We start from the raw sequence: 25489 nt of genomic DNA, 5'->3' as shown, positions 1-25489 counted from the left end.
GGGGGCAGGGCGCGATCAAGCCGGATGTCGCGTTTCATGATCGCAAGCAGGGCCTGTTCTTCTTGCGCCTTCAGCGAGACATCGGCCGCCGGAGGCACGTTCAGTCGGGCAGGCTGATCGCGTAATCCAGCCGGTCCTCAAGGAAATGGGTGAAGCTTCCCATATCCTCGTGGCGAAAGATCCGATCAACCTGCGGGCCGCCGCAGGTCGGGAAGTCCGATTGCAGGCCGGTCCACCCCGCCCTTGGGCGTAGTCGCGCACGAAATCGGCGAAGCCGATGCCCGTCATCGCATGGGCCGGGGCCTCGTGATCGTCGCGCAAACGAAAATGATACCAGCTTTGCAGCCAGCCGGTCGGCTCGCGCATCAGCGCGACGGTGGTAAAGTGCGCGCCGCTGGCGGCTTGAAGCCAGGGCTGGATGTGGCGGCGATAGGCGCCAAGGGCGGTATGTTTCAGTTCGGCCGGACGTTGCAGCGCGACATTGGCCAAGGGTTGCCGCCCGGCCTTGATCGCGGTCGAGCCGGCTTTCGGCGTGGCCAGAAAGGCCAGCCGCCTGTCCCAGAAAATCAGCATATTTCCCCGCTATCCCGTCATGACATCCCTTGCCGGACAATGTGCGGGGGCGGACACGGTAAACCGTTTCTTAATCAATCGCTGCGAGGCTGATGGGGCCTGCTGGCCGCAACAGCGCGAATCGGAAAGGCTGTTCTTGCAATTTGAGCCGAATGCGATCAAATGGGAACAACCCGTGAACATGTGCGGGCGGGCACGATTGCCCCGGCGGTCGGGGTGTGAAATAAGCATGAGGACGGCATGGCAGGGGCGACACTTTTCGACATGAACGACAAGCGAGCGGCAGACAAGCAGAAGGCGCTGGACAGCGCGCTGGCCCAGATCGAACGGCAGTTCGGCAAGGGCTCGATCATGAAGCTGGGCAAGGACAGCCCGGTGGCCGAGATCGAGGCGACCTCGACCGGCTCGCTGGGCCTGGACATCGCGCTGGGCATCGGCGGCCTGCCCAAGGGCCGTATCATCGAGATTTTCGGCCCCGAAAGCTCAGGCAAGACCACGCTGACGCTGCATGTCGTGGCCGAGGAGCAGAAAAAGGGCGGTGTCTGCGCATTCGTCGACGCCGAACACGCGCTGGACCCGCAATATGCCAAGAAGCTGGGTGTCAACCTGGACGAGCTTCTGATCAGCCAACCCGATACGGGCGAGCAGGCGCTTGAGATCGTAGATACTTTGGTGCGCTCTGGCGCGGTAAGCTTGGTCGTGGTTGATTCAGTTGCGGCGCTGACGCCGAAATCCGAAATCGAGGGCGATATGGGTGACATGCAGATGGGCAGCCAGGCCCGTCTGATGAGCCAGGCCATGCGCAAGCTGACCGCCAGCATCGGGCGCAGCAATTGCATGGTGATCTTCATCAACCAGATCCGCATGAAAATCGGTGTCATGTTCGGCAATCCCGAGACGACGACGGGCGGCAATGCGTTGAAGTTCTATGCTTCGGTGCGCCTTGATATCCGCCGCACCGGCGCGATCAAGGACCGCGACGAGGTGACCGGCAACGCCACCCGCGTCAAGGTGGTCAAGAACAAGGTGGCCCCGCCCTTCCGTCAGGTCGAGTTCGACATCATGTATGGCGAGGGGATCTCGAAGGTGGGCGAGCTGATCGACTTGGGCATCAAGGCCGGCGTGGTCGAGAAGTCGGGAAGCTGGTATTCCTATGGCGACGAGCGTATCGGCCAGGGCCGCGAGAATGCCAAGCAGTTCCTGCGCGACAATCCCGAAGTGTCCTATGCGATCGAGGACAGGATCCGTGCCAGCCATGGGCTGGACTTCGGTGCGACCGAGGATGGCGACGACGCGCTGACCGAGGATTGAGGCGCTGATTGCAAGGCTTTGACGGAATGCGCGGGAGTTTCCCGCGCATTTCTTTTGTCCGGGGGCTTTGCCCCCACGCCTCATGCCCCCCTCGATGGGGTGCATGAGGCGTTCCCCCAGGATATTTGGGCAAGAAAGAGGGGATTTTCCGGGATTGCTGGACAGGCGGCGCAGCCGGGGCTAGACCAAGCGGCAAACCGGCAGCGGCCGGACAAGACGCTTTGCGATGAAGGCCCGACATGCCCAGCTTGAACGACATCCGATCGACTTTCCTGAATTTCTTCGAACGCAACGGCCATAAGGTGGTCGAGTCGAGCCCGCTGGTGCCGAGGAACGATCCGACGCTGATGTTTACCAATTCGGGCATGGTGCAGTTCAAGAACCTGTTCACCGGGGTCGAGACGCGGGATTACAATCGCGCCACTACGGCACAGAAATGCGTGCGCGCGGGCGGCAAGCATAACGACCTGGATAATGTGGGCTATACCGCGCGGCATCACACCTTCTTCGAGATGCTGGGGAATTTCAGCTTCGGGGATTACTTCAAGAGCCAGGCCATCCCCTTTGCCTGGGAGTTGCTGACGAAGGATTTCGGCATTCCCAAGGACAGGCTTCTGGTCACTGTCTATCACACCGATGACGAGGCCGCCGATATCTGGAAGAAGGTCGCCGGCCTGACCGATGACCGCATCATCCGCATCCCCACCAATGACAATTTCTGGCAGATGGGTCCGACCGGCCCCTGCGGCCCCTGCACCGAGATCTTTTTCGACCACGGCGACAAGATCTGGGGCGGCCCGCCCGGTTCCGCGGATGAGGATGGCGACCGTTTCATCGAAATCTGGAACCTCGTCTTCATGCAGAACGAGCAGTTCGAGGACGGCTCGATGCGGGCGCTGGACATGCAGTCCATCGACACCGGCATGGGGCTGGAGCGGATCGGCGCGCTATTGCAGGGCAAGCACGACAATTACGACACCGACCTGATGCGCAACCTGATCGAGGCCAGTGCGCATGCGACCAGCGCCGATCCCGACGGGCCGGGCAAGGTGCATCACCGTGTGATTGCCGATCACCTGCGCTCGACCTCGTTCCTGATCGCGGATGGCGTGATGCCCAGCAACGAAGGGCGCGGCTATGTGTTGCGCCGCATCATGCGCCGCGCCATGCGTCATGCGCATATGCTGGGCACCAGGGATCCGGTGATGCACCGCCTGGTTCCGGCCCTGGTGCGTCAGATGGGCGCCGCCTATCCCGAGCTTGGCCGCGCCCAGGCCCTGATCGAGGAAACGCTGAAGCTGGAGGAAACCCGCTTCAAGCAGACGCTGGACCGGGGGCTGCGCCTGCTGGACGATGAGTTGTCGCGCCTGCCCGAAGGTGCGAACCTGCCCGGCGAGGCGGCCTTCAAGCTGTATGACACTTACGGCTTCCCCCTGGACCTGACCCAGGACGCGCTGCGCGAGAAGGGCCGCGCCGTCGATACCGCCGGTTTCGACAGCGCCATGGCCGAGCAGAAGGCCAAGGCCCGTGCAGCCTGGTCCGGCTCGGGCGAGACCAAGGATGCCGCGATCTGGTTCGACATCGCCGAGGCGCATGGCGCCACCGAATTCCTGGGCTATGACACCGAGGAAGCCGAGGGCCAGATCCTGACCCTGGTGCGGGACGGCGCGGCGGTGGACAGCGCGGCCGAGGGCCAGCAGGTCCAGATCGTGGTGAACCAGACGCCTTTCTACGGCGAATCCGGCGGCCAGGTCGGCGATACGGGCCTGATCAAGACCGAAACCGGCGCCGCCCGCGTGACCGACACGAAAAAGGCGAACGGGGTCTTTATCCATGTCGCCGAGGTCACTCTGGGCACGATCCGCCGGGGCCAGGGTGCGCAGCTTTCGGTCGATCACGACCGCCGCGGCGCCATTCGCGCCAACCATTCGGCCACCCATCTGCTGCACGAGGCGCTGCGCCGCGCGCTTGGCGATCACGTCGCGCAGCGGGGCAGCCTGAACGCGCCTGACCGGCTGCGCTTCGATTTCAGCCATGGCAAGGCGCTGACGCCTGATGAGGTCGCCCGGGTCGAGCGCGAGGTGAATGATTTCATCCGCCAGAACAGCCCGGTCGAGACGCGCATCATGACCCCCGACGATGCCCGCGCGCTGGGTGCGCAGGCGCTTTTCGGCGAGAAATACGGCGATGAGGTGCGCGTCGTGTCCATGGGCGAGCTTGCCGGCTCGGGCAAGGGGGCGGGCGGTCGGACCTATTCGCTGGAGCTTTGCGGCGGCACCCATGTGGGGCGCACCGGCGATATTGGCATGTTCGCCCTGACCACGGAAACCGCCTCGGCCGCCGGGATCCGCCGGATCGAGGCGCTGACCGGCCAGGCGGCGATGGACGAGTTGCGCCGCGTGGACGGCGAGCTTTCGGAAATCGCGGGCATCCTCAAGGCGCAATCGGGCGATGTGGTGAGCAAGGTTCGCGCGCTGGCCGAAGAGCGTAAGGCACTGGCCAATGAGGTTGCGCAGCTCAAGCGGCAGCTGGCCATGGGGGGCGCCGCCGGGGACAAGCCGAAGGAAATCAACGGAATCAAGCTGATCGCCCGCAAGGTGGACGGCGTTTCCGGCAAGGAGCTTGGCCCGCTGGTCGATGAGATGAAGTCGCGGCTCGGCTCGGGCGCCGTGGTCGTGTTGGCCGAGGCGGATGGCAAGGCCACCGTCGCCGCTGGCGTCACCCCGGACCTGACCGAACGGGTCAGCGCCGTCGAACTGGTTCAGGCCGCGACCGCCGCGCTTGGCGGCAAGGGCGGCGGTGGCCGCCCCGACCGCGCCCAGGGCGGCGCGCCCAGCCTGGACGCCGCCGACAGCGCCATCGCCGCGATCGAGGCCCTGATCGGAGAGAAGGCATGACCGCGCTCTGGATTGCCCATGTGACCGTGACCGACCCGGAGTCCTACGCCGAATATGCCCGGCAGGCCGGTCCCGCCATCACCGCTCATGGCGGCGTCTTCCTGGCGCGCGGCACCCGTTACATGCAGTTGGAGGGTGCCGATCGCGCCCGCAATGTCGTCGCCCGCTTCCCCAGCTTCGAGGATGCGGTGGCCTGCTACAACTCGACCGCCTATCAGGCGGCGCTGGAGCATGCGAAAAATGCGGCGGAGCGGGATCTGGTCATCGTCGAGGAAAGCCCGAACTGAGGGCTTTTCGGCGATTCGCCAGGAAATCCATGCGAACCCCCGGAAATGCCCGAAAAGGGCAATGACTGGGATACTGGGCGGCGCATGTCGGCTGCCCTTCTGATCTTGAGGATGGATCTGCCAACCCGGCCATTCGCTGGTCAGGCAAGGCTGACGCGCCATATGCAGGTCAATGACGACGGCTTTGGCTAGGAAACGCGCCGAGGCTTTGCGGTGATAGGATGCCTGCCTATTTGAAAATCTGATCACGGCGCTGGGATCGCGTTTGATCCCTACCGCAAGACGGCAGGCGGCTTTCCCTCCCAGGGTGGGGATGCTGATGGCGCCAGGATCATGGCCCGCATTCCCACGAAATGCGAGAACCGGCGGCGCCACCCCGCATGTCCGCCGCCTCTCGGACGGCGCGCCTCCGACTCCGGCGCTATGCCAGGGGCCACCAGGGGCCGACGCCGTTCCATCATTGGTCCGACACACGCGGCGCCAATGCATGGTTCGGAACTGCTTGAAAGCGGCGAATCAGATGGCACCTTATCCTTGGGCAAAGCCATTGTGCTTTCGAAAGCATAAGGTCCGGCATCTTGCCCTTCGAACCTCATCAGCCTTTCCGCGCCAACGATCACGCGCCGCCCCAGCCGTTCTTCGTTTTCCAAATACCCAAGCTTCGCTTCAGCCCGCGTGACGCCCGCGGTCTCAGGCCGGCTCTGCCAATACCAGCCCGCCCTCGCGAACCAGGAAATCGACCACCTCGCCCACCCCCTGCCCATGCCGCAACTGCGCCATGACAAAGGGCCGCGCGCCGCGCGCCGTGCGGGCATCGCTTTCCAGCAGTGCCACATCCACGCCGACATGGGGCGCGAGGTCGGTCTTGTTCACCACCAGCAGGTCCGAGCGGGCCAGCCCCGGCCCGCGCTTCCTGGGAATGTCCTGCCCGGCGGCGGTGTCGATGACATAGATCGTCAGATCCGCCAGTTCGGGGCTGAAGGTGGCGGCCAGGTTGTCGCCCCCCGATTCGATCAGGATCAGCTCCAGGTCGGGGATCGCGGCGCGCAGATCGGCCACGGCGGCCAGGTTGATGCTGGCATCCTCGCGGATGGCGGTATGCGGGCAGCCCCCGGTCTCGACGCCGCGAATACGCTCCGCCGGCAGGACTTGGGCGCGCATCAAGGCCTCGGCATCTTCGCGCGTGTAGATGTCATTGGTGATCACCGCCATCGACAGGCGCGGGGCCAGGGCACGGGCCAAATGCTCGGTCAGAGTGGTCTTGCCGGCGCCGACGGGACCGCCGATGCCGACACGCAAGGGGCCGTTGCTCATGTCCGAAAGATCCTCACATCCAGGGTTTCATGCCGCATCGCGGCCAGATCGGCGCCGAAGCAGCAGGTTTCCAGCGCCTGGGGGCCGGCATCGGTGGCGCGCACCGCCAGGTCGGCGACCAGCCCATGCAGGCCGGCCAGCACCGCCTGCGCCTCGGCCTGGCCAAGCGGCAGGAAACGCGTCGCGGCCGAGATAAGGTTGCCGCCAAAGCCGTGCAGGTAATGCGCGATGATCTCGGGCCGGCGCAGCACAAGCGTCCGCGCGGCAAGGCCCAGGACGACCGGCAGCGGCGCCAGGGGCAGATCATGCCCCAAGGCCGCAAGCGTGGCGGCAAAGGCGCGGCCCTGGTCCATGGTTTCGGCAAGGCGCTCGGTCGAACCCGCCAAGGCCCGTGCCAGTTCGGCGACCTCATCGGCATCGCGGCCTTGCAGCACCATCGACAGCAGCACCGCATCGCTCCAGCCGCCGCCATGCTCCAGCACATGGGCGACCCAGGCGGCGACCCCGGCGGCATCGCGCATGCCGTCCTCCATGGCCTGCTCCAGCCCATGGGAATAGGCGAAGGCGCCAGTCGGGAAGGTCGGGGAGAGCCATTGGATCAGGGACAGCCGGTCCAGGGTCATGGTCATCAATGCCCATGCCCTCCTGGGCCGTGATCATGGCCCATGGTGCGGCCATGGCCATAGGCGCCGCCCTCGGGATCGAAGCGGGCCATGGTCGCGGAAACGCGCGCGCCAAGGCCCCGCAGCATGCCTTCCAGGACGTGATCGGCGCGAATCAACAGGTGGTCGGTGGTGATCTGGCAAGGCGTGTGTCGGTTGCCGATATGCCAGGCAAGGCGGGGCAGGGCCCCCTCGACCCGCAGGCAGGGCTCCATCGCGGCCTCGACCCCGATCAGGCGGCCATCCTCCAGGCGGAAAGCATCGCCTGGATCAAGGCTGACCGTCTCGGGCAGATCGACCAGGAACGAGACGCCGCCACGCGATACCAGCCGCTTGCGGCGCAGGAACCGGCCTTCGTAATCCAGAACGACGCAATCGGGCGCGGGCGTGGCGCGCAGGATTTCGCCGGCGCGCTGTTGCAGGAGCACGGTCATAGCCGCGCCCCCGTGTGAAAGGTCAGGCCCAGATCAGGTCCCGAAAGACGTAATGCACGATGCGGTCGCGGGTGATGCCCATCTTGGCCAGTTCGGCATCGGATTTCGCTTCCAGCGCCGCGATTTCGGCCCGACGCGAACGCGTTTCGATATAGGAGTTGAGACCCTGCCCAAGCTTGGCGAAGAACTTGTCGTAAGCGGCCGGAAGCCAAGGCGAGTAAGCGGTCGTCGGAATGATAGCCATTGGAAACCCTTTCGGTTTTGGCGAACGGTTTCCTCCCCTGCCTGCTAAGATAAGTCATCATCGCTGTCATAACCACTTCCAAAACTGCAATGCTGCGTTGCAGCATCAAAACAGGAAATACCGCTGGGCCAGCGGCAGCTCGGTCGCGGGCTGGCAGGTCAGCAGTTCGCCGTCCGCGCGCACCTCATAGGTTTCGGGGTCCACCTCGATCGTCGGGGTGGTGGCGTTCAGCCGCATGTCGGCCTTGCCGATGCCCCGCGTGCCCTTCACCGCGACGGCGGGTTTCAGCAGCCCCTCGCCCACGCCCGCATCCAGTCCCGCCTGCGACAGGAAGGTCACGCCCGACGCCTGCATCGCCCGCCCCATCGCGCCCCACATCGGTCGCATATACATCGGCTGCACCGGGATCGAGCCGTTCGGATCGCCCATCTGCGCCCATGAGATCATGCCGCCGACCAGCACCATCTCGGGCTTGGCGCCGAACATCGCCGGGTCCCAGATCACCAGATCGGCGCGCTTGCCGGGCTCGATACTGCCGATTTCATGGGCGATGCCATGGGCGATGGCGGGGTTGATCGTGTATTTCGCAACATAGCGGCGGGCGCGGATATTGTCGTTCGCGCCGGTTTCCTCGGCCAGGCGCCCGCGCTGGACCTTCATCTTATGCGCGGTCTGCCAGGTCCGCGTCACCACCTCGCCCACCCGGCCCATGGCCTGGCTGTCCGAGGAAATCACCGAGAAGGCGCCCATGTCGTGCAGGATGTCCTCGGCGGCGATGGTCTCGCGCCGGATGCGGGATTCGGCGAAGGCCACATCCTCGGGGACGCGCTTGTCCAGGTGATGGCAGACCATCAGCATGTCCAGATGCTCTTCCAGCGTGTTCGCCGTGAAGGGCCGCGTCGGGTTCGTGGAACTGGGAATGACGTTCGCCGCGCCGACCAGCTTGATGATGTCGGGGGCATGGCCGCCGCCGGCGCCCTCGGTATGGAAGGCGTGGATGGTGCGGCCCTTGATCGCGGCCAGCGTGTTTTCCACGAAGCCCGATTCGTTCAGCGTGTCGGTGTGGATCGTGACCTGCACATCCATCGCATCCGCGACCGACAGGCAGCAGTCGATGGCGGCGGGGGTGGTGCCCCAATCCTCGTGCAGCTTCAGGGTCGAGGCGCCGGCGCGCACCATTTCCACCAGCGCCTCGGGGCGCGAGGCATTGCCCTTGGCCGAGATCAGCATGTTCACCGGCACCGAATCCATCGCCATCAGCATCCGGCCGATATGCCAGGGACCGGGGGTGCAGGTCGTGGCCAGCGTGCCATGCGCCGGCCCGGTGCCGCCGCCCAGCATGGTGGTCATCCCCGAGGAAATCGCGTCCTCGACCTGCTGGGGGCAGATGAAATGGATATGCGCGTCCATGCCGCCCGCCGTGACGATGCGGCCCTCGCCGGCGATGATCTCGGTGCCGGGGCCGATGATCAGGGTGACGCCGGGCTGGGTGTCGGGGTTGCCGGCCTTGCCGATGCCGGCGATGCGGCCGTCGCGCAAGCCGATGTCGGCCTTGTAGATGCCGGAATGGTCCAGGATCAGCGCGTTGGTGATCACCGTGTCCATGGCGCCGCCGGCGCGGGTGATCTGGCTTTGGCCCATGCCGTCGCGGATGACCTTGCCGCCACCGAACTTGACCTCTTCGCCATAGGTGGTCAGGTCGCGCTCGACCTCGATGATGATTTCGGTATCGCCCAGGCGGATGCGGTCGCCGGTGGTCGGTCCGAACATCTGGGCATATTCGGCGCGCGGGATGGTCAGGGCCATTCAATCCTCCTGAAAGCGGGGGTCGGTCGGGACTTGCAGCGTGGTCGCAAGCGCATTGGTCTGGCTGGCCATGCCGATCACGGCCAGAAGTTCGGTATGCATCGCGGGCGTCATGCCCTTGGCGCGGGCGGCGGCCGTATGGGAATGGACGCAATAGCTGCACCCGTTCGCGGTCGAGACGGCGACATAGATCAGCTCCTTGACCAGCGGATCCAGCGCGCCGGGGGCCATGACCTGGGACAGCCGCCGCCATGTGTCGGCCAGTTGCGCCGGATCATGCGCCAGCGCGCGCCAGAAGTTGTTGACGAAATCGGTCTTTCGCGCGGCGCGGATCTCGTCGAAGACGGCGCGCGATTCGGCGGGCGCTTCCTCATCCGAAAGCAGGCGGACCGTCGCCATCAGACCACCGCCATCACGCGGGCCGGGCCGCCGGTGCCGCGCGCGTGTTTCGGCGCGCCGACAAAGATCGTGGCGCCCTTGGCCGTAAGCCGGTCGACATTGGCCAGGTTCTCGATCCCGTAATGCCCCGAGGGCAGCCAGGAATTATGCACCGCGAAATCGGCCGAACTGCCGGGGTCCAGCGACAGCGTGTCGCTGGCGATGGCCGCGACGTTCATCTGCGCCAGAAGATCCGTCGCCGATTTGCCGAAGCCCGGAAAGGCGAATTTCCCGTCCGGCGTATTGCGGAATTCCGGCGTCGCGACCTTGGCGCCCCAGCCCGAGTTCATCGCGACGCAGGCGCCCGCCGGAATGTCGCCGTTTTGCTTGATCCAGTCCTCGACATCCTCGGCCTCAAGGGCGGCATTGGCATCGTCCTTGGCCTTGGCGCTGATGTCGATCACGCAAAGCGGGCAAATCAGGCTTTCCGGCGCCAGTTCCGCGACCGACATGCCATCCTTGGAAAAATGCAGCGGCGCGTCGATATGGGTGCCGGAATGCTCAAAGAAGGTGATCTTCCAAAGCTGGTAGCCGTTCTTATCGAAGTTCACCGCCTCTTCATAGGCGATGCCCGGCACGCCGTCGAAGGTCGGGAACTTCTCGTCGAAAACATAGGTCAGGTCGACGACCTTGCCGGCGGCCTGGGCCAGGGCGGGGCGCGCGGTCAGGGCGCTTGCCGCAATCGCCGCCGCCCCGGTCGCCGCCGCGCCCATGAACAGGCCGCGCCGACTCATCATCCCTTGCTTGACGCTTTCGATCACGCAGGCGTTGCACATTCCCGTCTTCCCCCTTTCGCGGCCAAGCTAGTCCAGCTTGCCCATGACCTTGCCGTTGAAGCCCCAGACCTCGCGCCCGCCCGCAAAGGGGATCAGCCGCACCTCGCGGGTCTGGCCCGGTTCAAAGCGGACGGCGGTGCCGGCGGCGATGTCCAGCCGCATCCCCCGCGCCGTGTCGCGGTCGAAGGACAGGCCCGGATTCGTCTCGGCGAAATGGTAATGGCTGCCGACCTGCACCGGCCGGTCGCCGGTGTTCGAGACCATCAGCGCGATGGCCTCGCGGTCGGCGTTCAGGGTGATCTCGCCCTCGGCGGGGAAAACCTGGCCCGGGATCAGCAGGTCGCGGGTCATGGCATCACCGCCAGCGCGACGCCCGCCGCCGCGGTGGCCGCGCCCAGCCAGCGCGTGACGCCCAGCCGGCCCAGCCCGATGCCGGCCAGGTGCAGCGCGCCCGTCGCCAGCACGAAGCCCGCCGCATAGGCGGCAAGCCCGCCCGCCGGACCCTCGGCGCCATGCGCATGGCCATGCATCACGCCGAACGCCGCCACCATCGGCAGCGCCAAGCCCAGCGAGGGGCGCAGGGCCAGCGCCACCGCCAGTCCCAGCACGACGGACGAGGCCAGGATCATCGGCTCGACCGCAGGAAGATGCACGCCCGCCGCGCCAAGCGCGCCGCCCAGCACCATCGCCGCCATGAATGTCAGCGGCAGCGCCCAGATCGCGCGCCGGTCGGCCGCGGTCGCTGCCCAAAGACCGACCGCCACCATGGCAAGCACATGATCGGCGCCGCCGATGGGATGCATCCAGCCCTCGGCGAAGGGACCATGCCCGCCCAGATGCCCAGGATGGGCCAGGGCGGCGGTGGGGAACAGCAGGAAGGGAAGAATGCGTTTCATCTGGGCCTCTTAGCGAATGGGATCGTGGACGGTGACCAGCTTGGTCCCGTCGGGAAAGGTAGCCTCGACCTGGACCGAATGGATCATCTCGGGGATGCCCGACATGCATTGCTCGCGCGCGATGACATGGGCGCCCGCCTCCATCAGGTCGGCGACGGTGCGGCCGTCGCGCGCGCCCTCGACCACGAAATCGGTGATCAGGGCGATGGCTTCTGGATGGTTCAGCTTGACGCCGCGCGCCAGCCGGCCCCGCGCCACCATGGCGGCGACCGAGACCAGCAGCTTTTCCTTTTCGCGGGGGCTCAGGTTCATCTTGTCCTCATCAAGGTTCAAATCTGCCAAACGCGGGGCAGGGGGGCCGGCCGGATGGCGCGGATCAGCCGCATCAGCGCCTGGCGCAGCGGCCAGCCGTCCCCGGCCATCAGTCGCGCGACCAGCTTGCCGTCAAAGGCGCTGGCGGCCGAGGTGACATCCTGCCCCAGTGCCGCGCGGGCGCGGTCCAGCCGGTCGGCGGCGTCGGGGGCGACCAGGACCAGCGTGGCGAAGGCGCGCGCGCCCGCCAGCGTGGCCGGGCCATCGGTCGCCAGCACGGAATCGGTCAGGCGCAGGTTCTCGACGAAAAGAGGGCGTCCCTGCCGGCTGATGCGGCGGCGGTCGGTCAGGTCCAGGCTGCGCACCGTCTCGCCCATGGCGGCGCGGCCCAGGATCAGCGTCTCGCACCAAAGGCAGGTCGCGTCGGCGTCCAGCGCGATCTCCTGCTGGCGGGCAAGGGCGGCGCGGTCGAACAGGATCGTCTCTTGCGGCAGCAGGTCCAGATGCCCGCCCGCCCCGACATCGAAGCGCGCCTGCACGCGCGCGCGGCCCGTCACGCTGCGATAGGCGCGTTCGGCGGTCTGGGTGGTCACGGTCAGGCGGGTCGCGGCGTCCTGCGCCACCTGGATCTCCATCCGGTCGCCGCCGGTCAGCCCACCCGAGGTGTTCAGCAGCACAAGCTCACAGCCCGGCGCGGGCGGCAGCATGCCCTTGGCGCTGCCTGCCTGATGCAACCGCCGCAGCCGGGTCCGCCCCTCGCGCAGGGCGAACCCCGCGCGCAGGACGCCTTTCGCCCTGGGCAGTTCGCCGGCCTGATCCTGGATGACGTTTTGATGCAGCATGGAGTCCTCTTGCCCGGACCATGGGCAATGCGGCAGCGATTTCGCAATGCGCAGAACGCGAGTCGGACCCGATTCTCGGAGGAGTGTCTAAAAATCGCGCTTACTGCCCAACGATTAGCCATAGGCAATTCTGCTTTCTTCCTGCGGCTTCGCTGGTTATACCCGGTCGCGGCATTCTGGACCGGGAAGGGAAGCACTATGGCCAACGTGGTGGTCGTCGGCGCGCAATGGGGCGACGAAGGCAAGGGCAAGATCGTTGATTGGCTGTCCGAGCGGGCCGATGTGATCGCGCGGTTTCAGGGCGGGCATAATGCCGGCCACACGCTGGTGATCGGCGATACCGTCTACAAGCTGTCGCTGCTGCCCTCGGGCATCGTGCGCAAGGGCAAGATGGCGGTCATCGGCAATGGCGTGGTGCTGGACCCCTGGGCGCTGTTCGCGGAAATCGACAAGCTTTCGGCCCAGGGTGTCGAGATCGGCCCCGAGAACCTGATGATCGCCGAGAACACGCCCCTGATTCTGCCGCTTCATCAGGATCTGGACAAGCTGCGCGAAGAGGCGGCGGGCGCCAGCAAGATCGGCACCACCGGGCGCGGCATCGGTCCCGCCTATGAGGACAAGGTGGGCCGGCGCACCATCCGCGTCGCCGACCTGGGCGATGAAGAGACGCTGGATTCGCGCCTGGACCGCCTGCTGGCCCATCACGACGCGCTGCGCCAGGGTCTGGGCGCCACGCCCATCGACCGCGCCGAACTGCGCGCCAAGCTTCTGGAGATCGCGCCGAAGCTGCTGCAATTCGCCCAGCCGGTCTGGAAGGTGATGAACGACTATCGCAAGGCCGGCAAGCGCATCCTGTTCGAGGGCGCGCAGGGTTCGCTGCTGGATATCGACTTCGGCACCTATCCCTATGTGACCTCTTCGACCACCATGTCGGGCATGGCGGCCAGTGGCACCGGCATGGGTCCCAGCGCCATCGGTTTCGTCCTTGGCATCGTCAAGGCTTACACTACCCGCGTCGGCTCTGGTCCCTTCCCGACCGAGCTTGACGATGCCGACGGCCAGCGCCTGGGCGAGCGTGGCCATGAATTCGGCACCGTGACCGGGCGCAAGCGCCGCTGCGGCTGGTTCGACGCCGTGCTGGTGCGCCAGACCTGCGCCATCTCGGGCGTGAACGGCATCGCGCTGACCAAGCTCGACGTGCTGGACGGGTTCGAGACACTGAAAATCTGCACCGGCTATGAAATCGACGGCACCCATTACGACCACCTGCCGACCGCCGCCGCGCTGCAAGCCAAGGTAACGCCCGTCTATGAGGAGATGCCCGGTTGGCAGGAATCGACCGCCGGCGCGCGCTCCTGGGCCGACCTGCCGGCCGAGGCGATCAAATATGTCCGCCGGATCGAGGAACTGATCCAGTGCCCTGTCGCGCTGCTTTCGACCTCGCCCGAGCGCGAGGATACGATCCTGGTCACCGATCCCTTCGCGGATTGACCGAAACGCGTGGTTGGAAAGGACGGCAGATGACGCTGAAGTCCCGCAAACGCTGGTCCCTGGTCATCCTGCTGGTCGTGCTGCCGCTGTACATCGCGGCGGCGGTAACGGCGGTGAACTGGCTTGACCGGACATTCGGCCGCCAGCCGATCCTGGTCGAGCTGGGCGTCTATGTCGTGCTGGGCATCCTTTGGGTCGCGCCTTTCCGCAGGGTCTTTTCGGGCGTCGGCCGGGGCGAAGAGCCGCGCCGATGACCCGGCTTGCCAGCCGCGAAGCCGTGACCCTGGTTGGCGGCGGGCCTTTCCCGCCCCGGCATCTGGGGCTGGCCCTGACGCTGGCCCCTGTGCTGGCGGCGGCGGATGGCGGCGCGGATCAGGCGGTGCGGCTGGGCCATGTGCCACAAGCGGTCTGGGGCGATTTCGATTCGATCTCGGATCAGGCGCGCGCCGCGATCCCGCCCCAGAGGCTGCACCCCATAGCCGAGCAGGACAGCACCGATTTCCAGAAATGCCTTTCGCGCATCGACGCGCCGCTGGTGCTGGCCGTGGGTTTTTCCGGCGGGCGACAGGATCATTTCCTGGCCGCCCTTTCGACGCTGGCGCGGGGGATCGGCCCGCCCACGATCCTGATCGCGGACGAGGATGTGATTACCCTTTGCCCGCCCCGGATCGCGCTGGACCTGCCGGTCGGGACGCGGCTCTCGCTTTTTCCGATGGGGCCGGCGCAGGGCCGTTCGACGGGCCTCGCCTGGCCCATCGACGGGTTGCCGATGGCCCCCGATGGCCGCATCGGCACCTCGAACCGGACCACCGGCCCGGTTCGGATCGCCATGCAAGGCCCGATGCTGCTGATCCTGCCCCGCGCGCAGCTTGCGCCGCTTGTCGCGGCGCTGCGCGACGCCTGATCAAACACCCCGGCAAACCGAGGCGTCAGCGGCCCCGGATCCGCGGGTCCAGCGCGTCGCGCAACCCGTCGCCGATATAGTTCACCGACAGCACCGTCAGCGAGATCATCAGCCCCGGCAGCACCACCCGCCAGGGGAATTGCTGCATCTGGTCCACCGCGTCGAACAGAAGCCGGCCCCAGGTGGGAAAATCGGGCGGAAAGCCCAGGCCCAGGAAACTGAGCGCGCTTTCGGTGATGATCGCCGTCGCGATCCCCAGCGTCGCCGCCACCATGATCGGCGAGACCACGTTCGGCAGCACATGGCGCAGGATCATCCGCCGCCCCGGCGTGCCGATCGAGCGCGCGGCCAGGATGAACTCGCGCTCTTTCAGGCCCAGCACGTCGCCGCGCACGATCCGCGCCGTCTGCATCCAGGACGTGACGCCGATCGCGCTGACGATCAGAAGGAAGGTGCCGCCCGCCGGCCCCAGCGCCTTGCCCAGCGGTTCGCGAAACAGCGTCACCATCAGCAGCAGAAGGGGCAGCAGGGGCAGGGCCAGGAACAGCTCGGTCACCCGCATCAGCGGTGCGTCCAGCCGGCGGAAATAGCCCGAGAGCACGCCGATCAGGCTGCCCAGGGTCAGCGCGATCAGCATGGCCGTCATCCCCACCGCCAGCGAGACCTGACCCCCCGCCATCAGCCGGGACAGCATGTCGCGGCCCAACTGGTCCGTGCCCAGCGGATGCGCCCAACTGAAGGACTGGTTGCGCGCGCGAATGTCCACATAGGTCGGCGAAAGCGTCCAGAGCCAAGGCCCGATCAGCACGAAAAGCAGGACCGCCACGAAAAGCATCAGTGCGATCATGGCGCCGCGATGGTTGCGGAACTGGCGCCAGACATCGCGCCACTGGCTGCGGGGCGGGGGCGCGCTTTCGACCTGTGCCACCGGCTGGATCTCGGACGGGGCGGCGGCGGCGGTCTCTTCGGGGCGGGGCTCAGTCATAGCGGATCCTCGGGTCCAGAACGCCGTAAAGCAGATCCGCGATCAAGGTGAAGACCACGATCAGGATGGCGAAGATGAAGGTCAGCGTCATCACCATGGGAATGTCGCTGGAGTTGATCGCCAGGATCAGAAGCTGGCCCAGCCCGTTCACCTTGAACACCTGCTCGGTGATGATGGCGCCGCCGAAGACGGCGGGCAGGCCCAGGGCGATCACGGTCACGACCGGGATCAGGCTGTTTCGCAGCACATGTTTCAGCACCACGACACGCTCGGTCAGGCCCTTGGCGCGGGCGGTGCGAACGTAGTCCTGGCGCAGGTTGTCCAGCATCGAGGCGCGCATGAAGCGGCTGATCTGCGCGGCGTTGTAAAGCGCCAGCACCGTGACCGGCATCACCATCTGGCGGATCTGCTGCACGAAGCTTGGCCAGTCCGTGACCCGCAGCGTCGTGTCGTAGATCGAGGGGAACCATTGCAGCTTGATGCCGAAGATGATGATCAGCACCACCCCGGTGAAGAAGGTCGGCAGCGAAAAGCCCACCATCGAGACGAAAGTGCCGATCTGGTCGAACCAGCTATATTGTTTATAGGCCGAGATGATGCCGATCGGGATGGCGATCAGCACGCCCACCACATAGGACAGCCCCACCACGGTCAGGGTCTGGGGCAGGCGTTGGGCGATCACGTCGAAGGCTGGGCTGCGGCTTTGGAAGCTCATGATCCGCTGCATGCCCGCGGTGAACTGCGTGCCGAAGATCTGGTCGGCCCAATAAAGCGGCTCGACCCAGAAGAATTGCTTCAGGAACAGCAAGTAGCGGATATACCAAGCCTGGCCCAGGCCAAGGGCCTCGCGCATCTTCTCCTTGACCTCGGGCGGGATGGTCAGGGGGATATCGCCCAAGGGATCGCCGGGCGACGCCTCAAGCAGCAGGAAGATCACCAGCGAAATGAACAGAAGTGTCGGAATCGCCAGCAGTAATCGACGAAGGGCGTAAAAGAGCATCGCTTGTCCCCGATCGCGAAAGGGCAAAAGCCCGCGCCTCGCAGGGGGCGCGGGCCGGGCGCGTCACTTGACGCGATACCAGTCGGCAACGTTCCAGATCTCGGTATCCCAGGCGTTCAGCTCGACCCCGCCCAGGCTGTTGGCATAGGCCGAGGTGGTCCCGCGATAGACCAGCGGAATGATCGCGTTGCTGTCCTTGGTCAGCATCTCGTTCAGCTTGCGGCCCAGGGCCGCGCGTTCGTCGGCATCGACGATGTTGCTGAGTTCGCCGATCAGCTTGTCATATTCGGGATCGCAATAGCGGCTGGTATTCTCGCCCTGCCACTGGTTCTGCGGGCCGGGCGACAGGCGGCAGATCTGCTGCGCCAGATAGGGCTCGGGGTTGTTGCCCTCGAAGTTGTTCGCGAACATCTCGACATCGGCGTAGAACTTCTGGAACGTGTCGGGAGAGCCCGCATCACCGCCGAAGAAGACCGAAGCATCGACGATCTTCAATTCGGTATCGATGCCGATCTCGGACCACCATTGCTTGATCAGCGCCTGAAAGTCCTGGCGCACCGCGTTGACCGAGGACTGGAAGACCAGCTTCAGGGGCTTGCCGTCCTTTTCGCGGATGCCGCTGCCGCCCACGGTCCAGCCGGCGCCATCCAGCAGCGCCTTGGCGCCCTCGATGTCCTGGGTCAGGCATTCCGTGTTGTCCGAGGCCCAGGCGGCGGGTGCGGGCACATGGTTGCAGGTGGGCTGACCCGCGATGCCATAGCCGATCTCGGTCAGAAGCGTGCGGTCGATGGCCATGGACAGCGCCTTGCGCACGGCGGGATCGGACAGGATCGGGTGGGGATGCTTGATGGTCGACCGCTCGCCCTCGGGCAGGTCCGAACTGGGATCGCTCAGGTTGACATGGATCCGCTCGACAAGGCTGCCGAACGCGGCGGCGGCCTTGCCCAGCCCCTTGGCCTCCATGCCGGCGATCACGTCGGGGGCAAGCTGGGTGTTCCAGGCATAATCGAATTCGCCGGTTTCCATCACGGCGCGCGCCGCAGAGGCGGCATCGCCCCCGCCTTTCATCACCAGCTTGGCGAAAGCGGGCTTGTCGGGTTCGCGATATTCAGGGTTGGCATCGAAGCTGATCACGTCATTGGTGCGGAATTCGGCGACCTTGAACGGGCCGGTGCCGATCGGGTTGAAGTTCTGCTGCGTGCAGGTCGGCGCGGCCTCGCCCTTGCACTTCTCGAACTGGGCCTTTTGCAGGATCGGGGACTGGCCGGCCACGAAGGCGGTGAATGGGTCCGGGCGGGGTCCGGTGAATGTCACCTTCACCGTCAGATCGTCCAGGGCCTCGACCTTTTCGACGCCGTCGAACTTGGCGGCCTGGGCGCAGCCGCCCTTGGGATCCATGCAATATTCGGCGGTAAAGACCGCATCCGCCGCCGTCAGCGCCGAGCCGTCCGACCACTTGATCCCCGGTTTCAGCTTCCAGGTCACGCTTTTCAGGTCTTCAGGAATGCCGCCGTTTTCCAGGCTGGGGATTTCGACCACCAGGCGCGGCACGAGATCGCCCTTGGGCGTGAAGCTGGCGAAGGGTTCCAGCGTCATCGAGGCCGCCAGAACGTCCTTGGTCCCGGCCGACAGATAGGGGTTCATCGTCGAGGGCGCCTGCCACATGATGATGTTCAACTGCCCGTCCGAGCCGCGCTCGGCCAGGGCCGCGCCGACCGAGAGGGGCGTCATCAACGCCGCAGCCGCGACACCTTGTGTCAATCTCCTGAATGTCATCGAACTCTCCCGCTGTTGGTTGGCTTGTGCTCCGGGGTCGGGCCGCCATTTTCTGTTTCAACCCTTCCCAGCCGTTGCCCTGTTGTCGACGGGGCTGCCCATGGAACAGCGATAAGTCTGGGTTATGTGCCCTGAAAAAAGCAAGTGTGATCTGGGTTGCCGAAAGATATTGCATCGCCGCCGCTGTCGCATAGCCTTGGACAAGCCATCGCCCAGGGGGACATTGTGCCATGCTTGATACTGATCATTCGCCGCTGGTCTCGATCCGCAATCTGCAAGTGACGTTCCAGACCAATGACGGGCCGGTGACGGGGGTGCGCGAACTGTCCTTCGACATCGCCGCCGGCGAATGTGTCTGCGTGGTCGGCGAATCGGGTTCGGGCAAATCGGTCAGCTCGCTTTCGCTGATGCGGCTGATCGAGTTCGGCGGCGGCCATATCGCCAAGGGGCAGTTGCTGTTTCAGGCGGACGGCAAGCCTCTGGATCTGGTCCATGCGCCGCAATCGCGGATGCGCGACATTCGCGGCAACCAGATCGCCATGATCTTCCAGGAGCCGATGACCGCGCTGAACCCGGTCTTCATCATCGGCGACCAGCTTTCCGAAGGGCTGATCGCGCATCGCGGCATGACCAAGGCCCAGGCGCTTGAGCGCGCGCTTGAGCTTCTGCGCGAGGTCCGCATCCCCGAGCCCGAGCGGCGGCTGGGCCAATATCCGCATGAGCTTTCGGGCGGCATGCGCCAGCGCGTCGTGATCGCCATGGCGATGGCCTGCCGTCCCAAGCTTCTGATCTGCGATGAGCCTACGACCGCGCTGGACGTGACCATCCAGGCCGAGATCCTGGCCCTGATCGACCGCCTGAAGCGCGAGACGGGGATGGCGATCCTGTTCATCACCCATGACATGGCGGTGGTGGCGCAGATGGCCGACCGCGTGGTGGTGATGTTTCGCGGCGACAAGGTCGAGGAGGGCCCCGTCGCCCAGATCTTCGAGGCTCCGCGCCAGCCCTATACGAAGGCGCTGCTGGCCGCCGTCCCGAAGCTGGGCGAGATGACGGGCCGCGACGCGCCCGAGCCGATGCGGCTGATGCGCGATGGCCGGGCGGCGGTGGCTTCGGCGCCGGTGCGGCCGACAGCCCCGAAGCCGCTGCTTGAGGTGCGCAACCTTTGCACCCGATTCGCCGTCAAGGGTGGAATGTGGCGGCGCACCGTGGCCCAGGTCCATGCGGTCGAGGATGTGTCCTTTACCCTGAACGCGGGCGAAACCCTGTCCCTGGTCGGCGAATCGGGCTGCGGCAAGTCCACCACCGGCCGCTCGATCCTGCGCCTGGTCGAGCCGAATTCGGGCGAGGTGCGGCTGGACGGGCAGGACATGCTGGCGCTGCCGCCCGAAAGCCTGCGGCTGGCGCGGCGGCAGATGCAGATGATCTTTCAGGATCCCTTCGCCAGCCTCGACCCGCAGATGAAGCTGGTCGATCAGGTCGAGGAGCCGATGCTGAACTATGGCATCGGCACCCGCGCCGAGCGGCGCGCGCGCATCGCCGGGCTGTTCGACCGGGTGGAACTGCCGCGCAGCTTCATGAACCGCTATCCGCATGAGATGTCCGGCGGCCAGCGCCAGCGCATCGCCATCGCCCGCGCCCTGGCGCTGAACCCCAAGTTGATCATCGCCGATGAGGCGGTTTCGGCGCTGGACGTGTCGGTTCAGGCGCAGGTGCTGAACCTGCTGCTGGAATTGCAGCAAGAACTGGGAATTTCGATCCTGTTCATCAGCCATGACATGGCCGTGGTCGAGCGGGTCAGCCATCATGTCGCGGTCATGTATCTGGGCCGCATCGTCGAGATCGGGACGCGCCGGCAGGTCTTCGAAAATCCGCAGCACAGCTATACGCGGCAATTGATGTCCGCCGTGCCGGTGGCCGATCCGCGCCGCAAGAAAATCTCCGAGGATCTGCGCTTTCGCCCGATCCCCTCGCCGATCCATCCCGTGGGCTACCAGCCCGAGCCCTCGGCCTGGCGCGAGGTGTCGCCGGGCCATCGCGTGCTGCTGAGCCCGCGCACGCATGACGGCTGATCACTCTTCGTAAAGTTCCAGCGGCAGGCCGTCCGGGTCGGCCAGGAAGGTGAAGCGGCGCCCGGTATATTCGTCGGTTCGAAGCGGCTCGACCTGGATGCCCTGGCTTTCCAGCCGGGCCTTGGCCGCGTCGATATCGGCGACGGCAAAGGCCAGGTGGCGCAGGCCCCGCGCCTCGGGGCGGTTCGGGCGCGGCGGCGGTTCGGGAAAGCTGAAAAGCTCGATCTGGCCTCCATCGGGCAGGCCAAGGTCCAGCTTCCAGCTTTGTCGCGCCGGGCGGTGGTTTTCCGCCAGGACGCGCAGGCCCAGGATGCGGGTATAGAAATCGCGCGAACGCGCATAGTCCGAGCAGATGATCGCGGCGTGGTGGATCCTTAGAAGCATCATGGGGCCTTTTTTCCGTGCCCCGCCAGCTTGGGCGCGGGCGGGGGGGCGGGGCAAGATGCGAATGCGGCCGGGGTATCTGGACGCAAAGAAAATCGCGAATTGCATGGCGGGACGCTTGGATCTAGTCCTTGGCCCATGCAGACCGGCGGCCCCATCTCGCTTCGCGATCCGATCCGTTTTCCCGCCATGCCGCCGGCGGCGGCGGATGCCGTCGTCATCGGCGGCGGCATTGCCGGGGTGATGACCGCGCTTTACCTGGCTGAGGCCGGGTGGCGCGTGGTGCTGTGCGAAAAGGGCCGGATCGCCGCCGAGCAGAGTTCCCGCAACTGGGGCTGGGTGCGCCAGCAGGGCCGCGATCCGGCCGAACTGCCGATCATGATCGAGGCTTTGCGGCTGTGGCAGGGGCTGGACCGGCGGCTGGGCGACGCGGTGGGGCTGCGGCGCGCCGGCACCACCTATCTTGCCGCGCGCCAGGCCGATCTGGAGAATTTCGCCGCCTGGCTGCCTCATGCCCGCGCGCATGGGCTGGATACGCGGCTTCTGTCGCGGGCCGAGCTTGAGGCGATGATGCCGAATGCCGCAGGCTGGATCGGTGCGCTGCGCACCTCCGACGATGCCCGCGCCGAGCCATGGACCGCCGTTCCCGCCATCGCGGGTCTTGCCGCCCAGGCGGGCGTCACCATCTGCGAGGAATGCGCCGTGCGCGGGGTCGAGACCGCCGCGGGCCGCGTCAGCGGCGTCGTGACCGAGAAGGGTCGGATCGCCGCCGAGCAGGTGCTTTTGGCGGCGGGGGCCTGGTCGTCGCTTTTCGCGGGAAATGCGGGCTTGCGGGTTCCGCAGCTTGCCGTGCGCGCCACCGTGGTCGCGACCGGGGCGATGCCCGAGATTCATGCAGGCAATGCCGCCGATCCGGGGTTCGCTTTTCGCCGCCGCAATGATGGCGGCTATACGCTGGCGCCGGGCATCGGGCATGATTTCTGGATCGGCCCCACCGCCTTTCGCGATCTGCGACATTTCCTGCCCCAGATCCGCCGTGACCTGCGCCATACCCGTTTGCGCCCCGCCGCGCCGTCCGGTTACCCGGACGCCTGGGGCACGCCGCGCCGCTGGGCGCTGGACCGCGAAAGCCCGTTCGAGCGGCTGCGGGTGCTGGACCCTCCCGCCAATCCCGTCCGCATAGCCCGGCTGCGCCGGGATTTTGCGCGCGCCTTTCCGGGGCTGGGATCCGTGCCTCTGACGCGAGCCTGGGCCGGGATGATCGACGTGATGCCCGACCAGGTGCCGATCCTGGACGAGACGCCCTTGCCGGGGCTTTACATTGCGACCGGCCTTTCGGGGCATGGGTTCGGAATCGGGCCGGGCATCGGCCGGGTCATGGCGGACCTGATGCTGGGGCGCCCGCCCGGCCATGATCTGCGGCGTTTCCGCTTTGGCCGTTTTTCGGACGGATCGCCGGTGGAACTGGGCCCCTCGATCTAAGGGCTGCGACAAAACCCGGCAGCGGGCGTTGCAGCCTTGCCCTTGGACGGGAAAGGACTAACCTGCCCTGCGAAGGAGATGTCCCATGCCCGTCAAGAACCGTTTCGCCGAACTTCTGCCCGAGATCACCGCCTGGCGGCGGGATTTCCACCAGCATCCCGAATTGCTCTACGAGACCCATCGCACCTCGGCGCGGGTCGCCGAACTGCTGCGGGAATTCGGCTGCGACGAAGTGACCGAGGGCATCGGCCGCACCGGCGTCGTGGGCGTGATCAAGGGCCGCAGCGACAGCAGCGGCCGGGTCATCGGGTTGCGCGCCGACATGGACGCGCTGCCGATCCACGAGCGGACGGGGGCCGAGCATGCCTCGAAGATCGCCGGCGCCATGCATGCCTGCGGCCATGACGGCCATACCGCCATGCTGCTGGGCGCGGCGAAATACCTGGCCGAGACGCGGAATTTCGACGGCACCGCCGTGATGATCTTCCAGCCCGCCGAAGAGGGCGGCGGCGGCGGCCTTGCCATGATCCAGGACGGCATGGTCGATCGCTGGGGCATCCAGGAATTTTACGGCATGCACAACATGCCCGGCTATCCGGTCGGCACCTTCGCCATTCGCGAGGGGGCGATGATGGCCGCCACCGATCAGTTCGACATCACGGTGACCGGAAAGGGCGGGCACGCCGCCAAGCCGCATGAGGCGATCGACACCACGCTGGTCGCGGCCCAGATCATCGTCGCGCTGCAATCCATCGTCGCGCGCAATGTCGATCCGATCAAAAGCGGCGTGATCTCGGTCTGCGCGGTCCAGACCGATTCGACCGCGCATAACGTCATCCCGCAGGTGGTGAAGCTGAAAGGCACCTCGCGCAGCCTGGCGGCGGAAGTGCGCGACCAGCTTGAGGACGGGATCAAGCGCGTCTCGACCCATGTTGCCGCCGCCTTCGGCGCCAAGGCCGAGGTGGATTACCAGCGCGGCTATCCCGTGACGATCAACCATCCCGAGGCCACGGGCTTTGCCGCCGAGGTGGCGCGCCAGGTGGCCGGAGAGGTGCTGACCGACATGGAGCCGATGATGGCGGGCGAGGATTTCAGCTATATGCTGAACGAACGTCCGGGCGCCTATATTTTCGTCGGCAATGGCGACACGGCCATGGTGCATCACCCCGCCTATGATTTCGACGACAATGCCATCCCGGCGGGGTCAAGCTGGTATGCCGGCATGATCGAGGCGCGGATGCCGGTTTCAGCCTGACCGGCCGGCCCGGCGGAGGCGTCGGGCCGGGTATTTGGAAAGCAAAGAAAGCGGAAGAGGGCCGCGCGGGCCCCCTTGTCTTTCTTCAGAAATGGATGGCGCGGCCATAGGCCGAAAGCGTGGCCTCGTGCAGCATTTCCGAAAGCGTCGGGTGCGGGAAGACCGTCTCCATCAACTCGGCCTCGGTGGTTTCCAGCGTGCGGCCGACGACATAGCCCTGGATCAGTTCGGTCACCTCGGCGCCGATCATATGGGCGCCCAGAAGCTCGCCGGTCTTCGCGTCGAAGACGGTCTTGATCAGGCCCTCGGATTCGCCAAGCGCGATGGCCTTGCCGTTGCCGATGAAGGGGAAGCGGCCGACCTTGACCTCGTGGCCCGCGGCTTTCGCTTTCTCTTCGGTCAGGCCGACCGAGGCGACCTGCGGGTTGCAATAGGTGCAGCCGGGGATCGAGTTCGGCTTGATCGGGTGCGGATGGCCGCCCGCGATCAGTTCCGCGACCATCACGCCCTCATGGCTGGCCTTGTGCGCAAGCCAGGGCGCGCCCGCCACATCGCCGATGGCGTAAAGCCCCTCGACCCCGGTGCGGCAATATTCGTCGGTCACGACATGGGTGCGGTCGATCTTGGCGCCCAGCTTTTCAAGTCCGAGGTTTTCCACATTGCCGACGATACCCACGGCCGAGATGACCGTATCGAACTCCTGCGTCTCGGTCTTGCCGCCGACCTCGATATGGGCGGTGACCTTGTCCTTGCTGCGGTCCAGCTTCTTGACCGTGGCTTTTTCCAGGATCTTCATGCCCTGCTTGACGAATTGCTTCTTGGCCAGGCCCGAGATCTCGGCATCCTCGACCGGCAGGACGCGGTCCATCACCTCGACCACGGTGGTTTCGGCGCCGAGCGTGTTGAAGAAGCTGGCGAATTCGATACCGATGGCCCCCGAGCCGATGACCAGCAGCTTTTTCGGCATATGCGGCGGTTGCAGCGCGTGCTTGTAGTTCCAGACCCGTTCCCCATCCGCCTCCAAGCCGGGCAGGTTGCGGGCGCGGGCGCCGGTGGCCAGCACGATGGATTTGCCGGTGACCTCCTCGGCTCCCTTGTCGGTCTTGACCGACAGCTTGCCCGGGGCGGTCAGCGTGGCCTCGCCCATGATCACGGTGACCTTGTTTTTCTTCAGCAGGTGGCCCACGCCGCCGGCAAGCTGCTTGGCCACCCCGCGCGAACGCTGGACGACCGCGCCAAGGTCGTAGCTAGCCTTTTCGACGGAAAGGCCGAATTCCTTGGCGCGGTGCATCAGGTGGAACACCTCGGCCGAGCGCAGCAGCGCCTTGGTCGGGATGCAGCCCCAGTT

The 25489-nt window shown here is 66.1% G+C and carries 26 protein-coding genes; 9 read left to right on the top strand and 17 right to left on the bottom strand.

Going from position 1 to position 25489, the window contains the following annotated elements; all coding sequences use genetic code 11:
• Positions 1-15: 15 nt before the first annotated feature.
• Positions 16-573, bottom strand: a complete 558-nt coding sequence (locus QM682_RS16750; RefSeq protein WP_415131775.1) for a hypothetical protein — start codon at positions 571-573, stop codon at positions 16-18.
• Positions 574-813: 240 nt separating this feature from the next.
• On the opposite strand from QM682_RS16750, the gene recA reads away from it, so the two are divergent.
• The 3 genes from recA to QM682_RS16735 all read left to right on the top strand — a co-directional run bounded on the left by recA (position 814) and on the right by QM682_RS16735 (position 5068).
• On the top strand, positions 814-1884 hold the full coding sequence (gene recA, locus QM682_RS16745) for a recombinase RecA (protein WP_415131774.1): 1071 nt from the start codon (positions 814-816) through the stop codon (positions 1882-1884).
• A gap of 239 nt (positions 1885-2123) precedes the next feature.
• Complete coding sequence (gene alaS / locus QM682_RS16740; protein WP_415131772.1) at positions 2124-4781, top strand: alanine--tRNA ligase; 2658 nt, start codon at positions 2124-2126, stop codon at positions 4779-4781.
• The gene (locus QM682_RS16735; RefSeq protein ID WP_415131770.1) at positions 4778-5068 is read left to right on the top strand and encodes a DUF1330 domain-containing protein; all 291 of its coding nucleotides are present in this window, start codon (positions 4778-4780) and stop codon (positions 5066-5068) included. The genes alaS and QM682_RS16735 overlap by 4 nt, the downstream gene beginning before the upstream one ends.
• A 690-nt stretch (positions 5069-5758) precedes the next feature.
• Here the strand turns inward: QM682_RS16735 and ureG are convergent.
• From ureG to QM682_RS16680, 11 genes are all read right to left on the bottom strand, one after another.
• Positions 5759-6382 (bottom strand): urease accessory protein UreG, encoded by a 624-nt coding sequence (ureG, locus tag QM682_RS16730; protein WP_415131768.1) that lies wholly within the window; start codon positions 6380-6382, stop codon positions 5759-5761.
• Positions 6379-7005, bottom strand: coding sequence for an urease accessory protein UreF (locus QM682_RS16725; RefSeq protein WP_415131791.1), 627 nt, complete (start codon positions 7003-7005; stop codon positions 6379-6381). The genes ureG and QM682_RS16725 overlap by 4 nt, the downstream gene beginning before the upstream one ends.
• A 5-nt stretch (positions 7006-7010) precedes the next feature.
• Positions 7011-7478 carry an urease accessory protein UreE gene (locus QM682_RS16720; RefSeq protein ID WP_415131766.1) on the bottom strand — a complete coding sequence of 156 codons (468 nt, stop codon included), beginning with the start codon at positions 7476-7478 and terminating at the stop codon, positions 7011-7013.
• Between the two features lie 22 nt (positions 7479-7500).
• The gene (locus QM682_RS16715) at positions 7501-7722 is read right to left on the bottom strand and encodes a hypothetical protein (RefSeq protein ID WP_415131764.1); all 222 of its coding nucleotides are present in this window, start codon (positions 7720-7722) and stop codon (positions 7501-7503) included.
• Positions 7723-7827: 105 nt separating this feature from the next.
• The gene (gene ureC, locus QM682_RS16710) at positions 7828-9528 is read right to left on the bottom strand and encodes an urease subunit alpha (protein ID WP_415131762.1); all 1701 of its coding nucleotides are present in this window, start codon (positions 9526-9528) and stop codon (positions 7828-7830) included.
• A complete protein-coding gene (locus QM682_RS16705) occupies positions 9529-9927 on the bottom strand; it encodes a carboxymuconolactone decarboxylase family protein (RefSeq protein WP_415131760.1) in 399 nt (132 codons plus the stop codon).
• The gene (locus tag QM682_RS16700; RefSeq protein WP_415131758.1) at positions 9927-10742 is read right to left on the bottom strand and encodes a cyclase family protein; all 816 of its coding nucleotides are present in this window, start codon (positions 10740-10742) and stop codon (positions 9927-9929) included. Before QM682_RS16700 ends, QM682_RS16705 begins: the two co-directional genes overlap by 1 nt.
• A 27-nt stretch (positions 10743-10769) precedes the next feature.
• Complete coding sequence (locus QM682_RS16695) at positions 10770-11078, bottom strand: urease subunit beta (protein ID WP_415131789.1); 309 nt, start codon at positions 11076-11078, stop codon at positions 10770-10772.
• An 11-nt stretch (positions 11079-11089) separates the two neighbouring features.
• Entirely contained in the window at positions 11090-11638 is a 549-nt protein-coding gene (locus tag QM682_RS16690) for a HupE/UreJ family protein (RefSeq protein ID WP_415131756.1), read from the bottom strand.
• A gap of 9 nt (positions 11639-11647) precedes the next feature.
• Positions 11648-11950 (bottom strand): urease subunit gamma, encoded by a 303-nt coding sequence (locus QM682_RS16685; protein ID WP_415131754.1) that lies wholly within the window; start codon positions 11948-11950, stop codon positions 11648-11650.
• A gap of 17 nt (positions 11951-11967) precedes the next feature.
• The gene (locus QM682_RS16680; protein ID WP_415131752.1) at positions 11968-12792 is read right to left on the bottom strand and encodes an urease accessory protein UreD; all 825 of its coding nucleotides are present in this window, start codon (positions 12790-12792) and stop codon (positions 11968-11970) included.
• Positions 12793-12990: 198 nt separating this feature from the next.
• Here QM682_RS16680 and QM682_RS16675 point away from each other — a divergent pair, with 198 nt between their 5' ends.
• Genes QM682_RS16675 through QM682_RS16665 form a run of 3 tightly spaced genes read left to right on the top strand, consistent with a single transcriptional unit; the run spans position 12991 to position 15187 of the window.
• Complete coding sequence (locus tag QM682_RS16675; RefSeq protein WP_415131750.1) at positions 12991-14283, top strand: adenylosuccinate synthase; 1293 nt, start codon at positions 12991-12993, stop codon at positions 14281-14283.
• 29 nt (positions 14284-14312) lie between these two features.
• On the top strand, positions 14313-14537 hold the full coding sequence (locus tag QM682_RS16670) for a DUF2842 domain-containing protein (RefSeq protein WP_415131748.1): 225 nt from the start codon (positions 14313-14315) through the stop codon (positions 14535-14537).
• Positions 14534-15187, top strand: coding sequence for a thiamine diphosphokinase (locus QM682_RS16665; protein WP_415131746.1), 654 nt, complete (start codon positions 14534-14536; stop codon positions 15185-15187). Before QM682_RS16670 ends, QM682_RS16665 begins: the two co-directional genes overlap by 4 nt.
• A 25-nt stretch (positions 15188-15212) precedes the next feature.
• On the opposite strand, the gene QM682_RS16660 is transcribed toward QM682_RS16665, so the two are convergent.
• The 3 genes from QM682_RS16660 to QM682_RS16650 form a co-directional block, all read right to left on the bottom strand.
• Positions 15213-16172: an ABC transporter permease gene (locus tag QM682_RS16660; RefSeq protein ID WP_415131744.1), complete on the bottom strand. Its 960-nt coding sequence runs from the start codon at positions 16170-16172 to the stop codon at positions 15213-15215.
• On the bottom strand, positions 16165-17172 hold the full coding sequence (locus QM682_RS16655; protein WP_415131742.1) for an ABC transporter permease: 1008 nt from the start codon (positions 17170-17172) through the stop codon (positions 16165-16167). Before QM682_RS16655 ends, QM682_RS16660 begins: the two co-directional genes overlap by 8 nt.
• A gap of 63 nt (positions 17173-17235) precedes the next feature.
• Positions 17236-18948, bottom strand: coding sequence for a peptide ABC transporter substrate-binding protein (locus QM682_RS16650; protein ID WP_415131740.1), 1713 nt, complete (start codon positions 18946-18948; stop codon positions 17236-17238).
• Between the two features lie 230 nt (positions 18949-19178).
• Between QM682_RS16650 and QM682_RS16645 the strand changes: the two genes are divergently transcribed.
• Positions 19179-21020, top strand: a complete 1842-nt coding sequence (locus tag QM682_RS16645; RefSeq protein WP_415131738.1) for a dipeptide ABC transporter ATP-binding protein — start codon at positions 19179-19181, stop codon at positions 21018-21020.
• On the opposite strand, the gene QM682_RS16640 is transcribed toward QM682_RS16645, so the two are convergent.
• A complete protein-coding gene (locus QM682_RS16640; RefSeq protein WP_415131736.1) occupies positions 21021-21407 on the bottom strand; it encodes a VOC family protein in 387 nt (128 codons plus the stop codon).
• A 135-nt stretch (positions 21408-21542) separates the two neighbouring features.
• Here QM682_RS16640 and QM682_RS16635 point away from each other — a divergent pair, with 135 nt between their 5' ends.
• Positions 21543-22886 carry an NAD(P)/FAD-dependent oxidoreductase gene (locus tag QM682_RS16635; RefSeq protein ID WP_415131734.1) on the top strand — a complete coding sequence of 448 codons (1344 nt, stop codon included), beginning with the start codon at positions 21543-21545 and terminating at the stop codon, positions 22884-22886.
• Positions 22887-22971: 85 nt separating this feature from the next.
• Complete coding sequence (locus tag QM682_RS16630) at positions 22972-24141, top strand: M20 aminoacylase family protein (protein WP_415131732.1); 1170 nt, start codon at positions 22972-22974, stop codon at positions 24139-24141.
• An 85-nt stretch (positions 24142-24226) separates the two neighbouring features.
• Here the strand turns inward: QM682_RS16630 and lpdA are convergent.
• A partial coding sequence (gene lpdA, locus QM682_RS16625) for a dihydrolipoyl dehydrogenase (protein WP_415131730.1) occupies positions 24227-25489 on the bottom strand: 1263 nt, incomplete at its 5' end.

Source organism: Paracoccus sp. (in: a-proteobacteria), assembly GCF_047605025.1.
Classification (GTDB): domain Bacteria; phylum Pseudomonadota; class Alphaproteobacteria; order Rhodobacterales; family Rhodobacteraceae; genus Paracoccus.
Note: the sequence above shows the minus strand (reverse complement) of the source record. Positions and strands in the feature narration are given on the sequence as shown.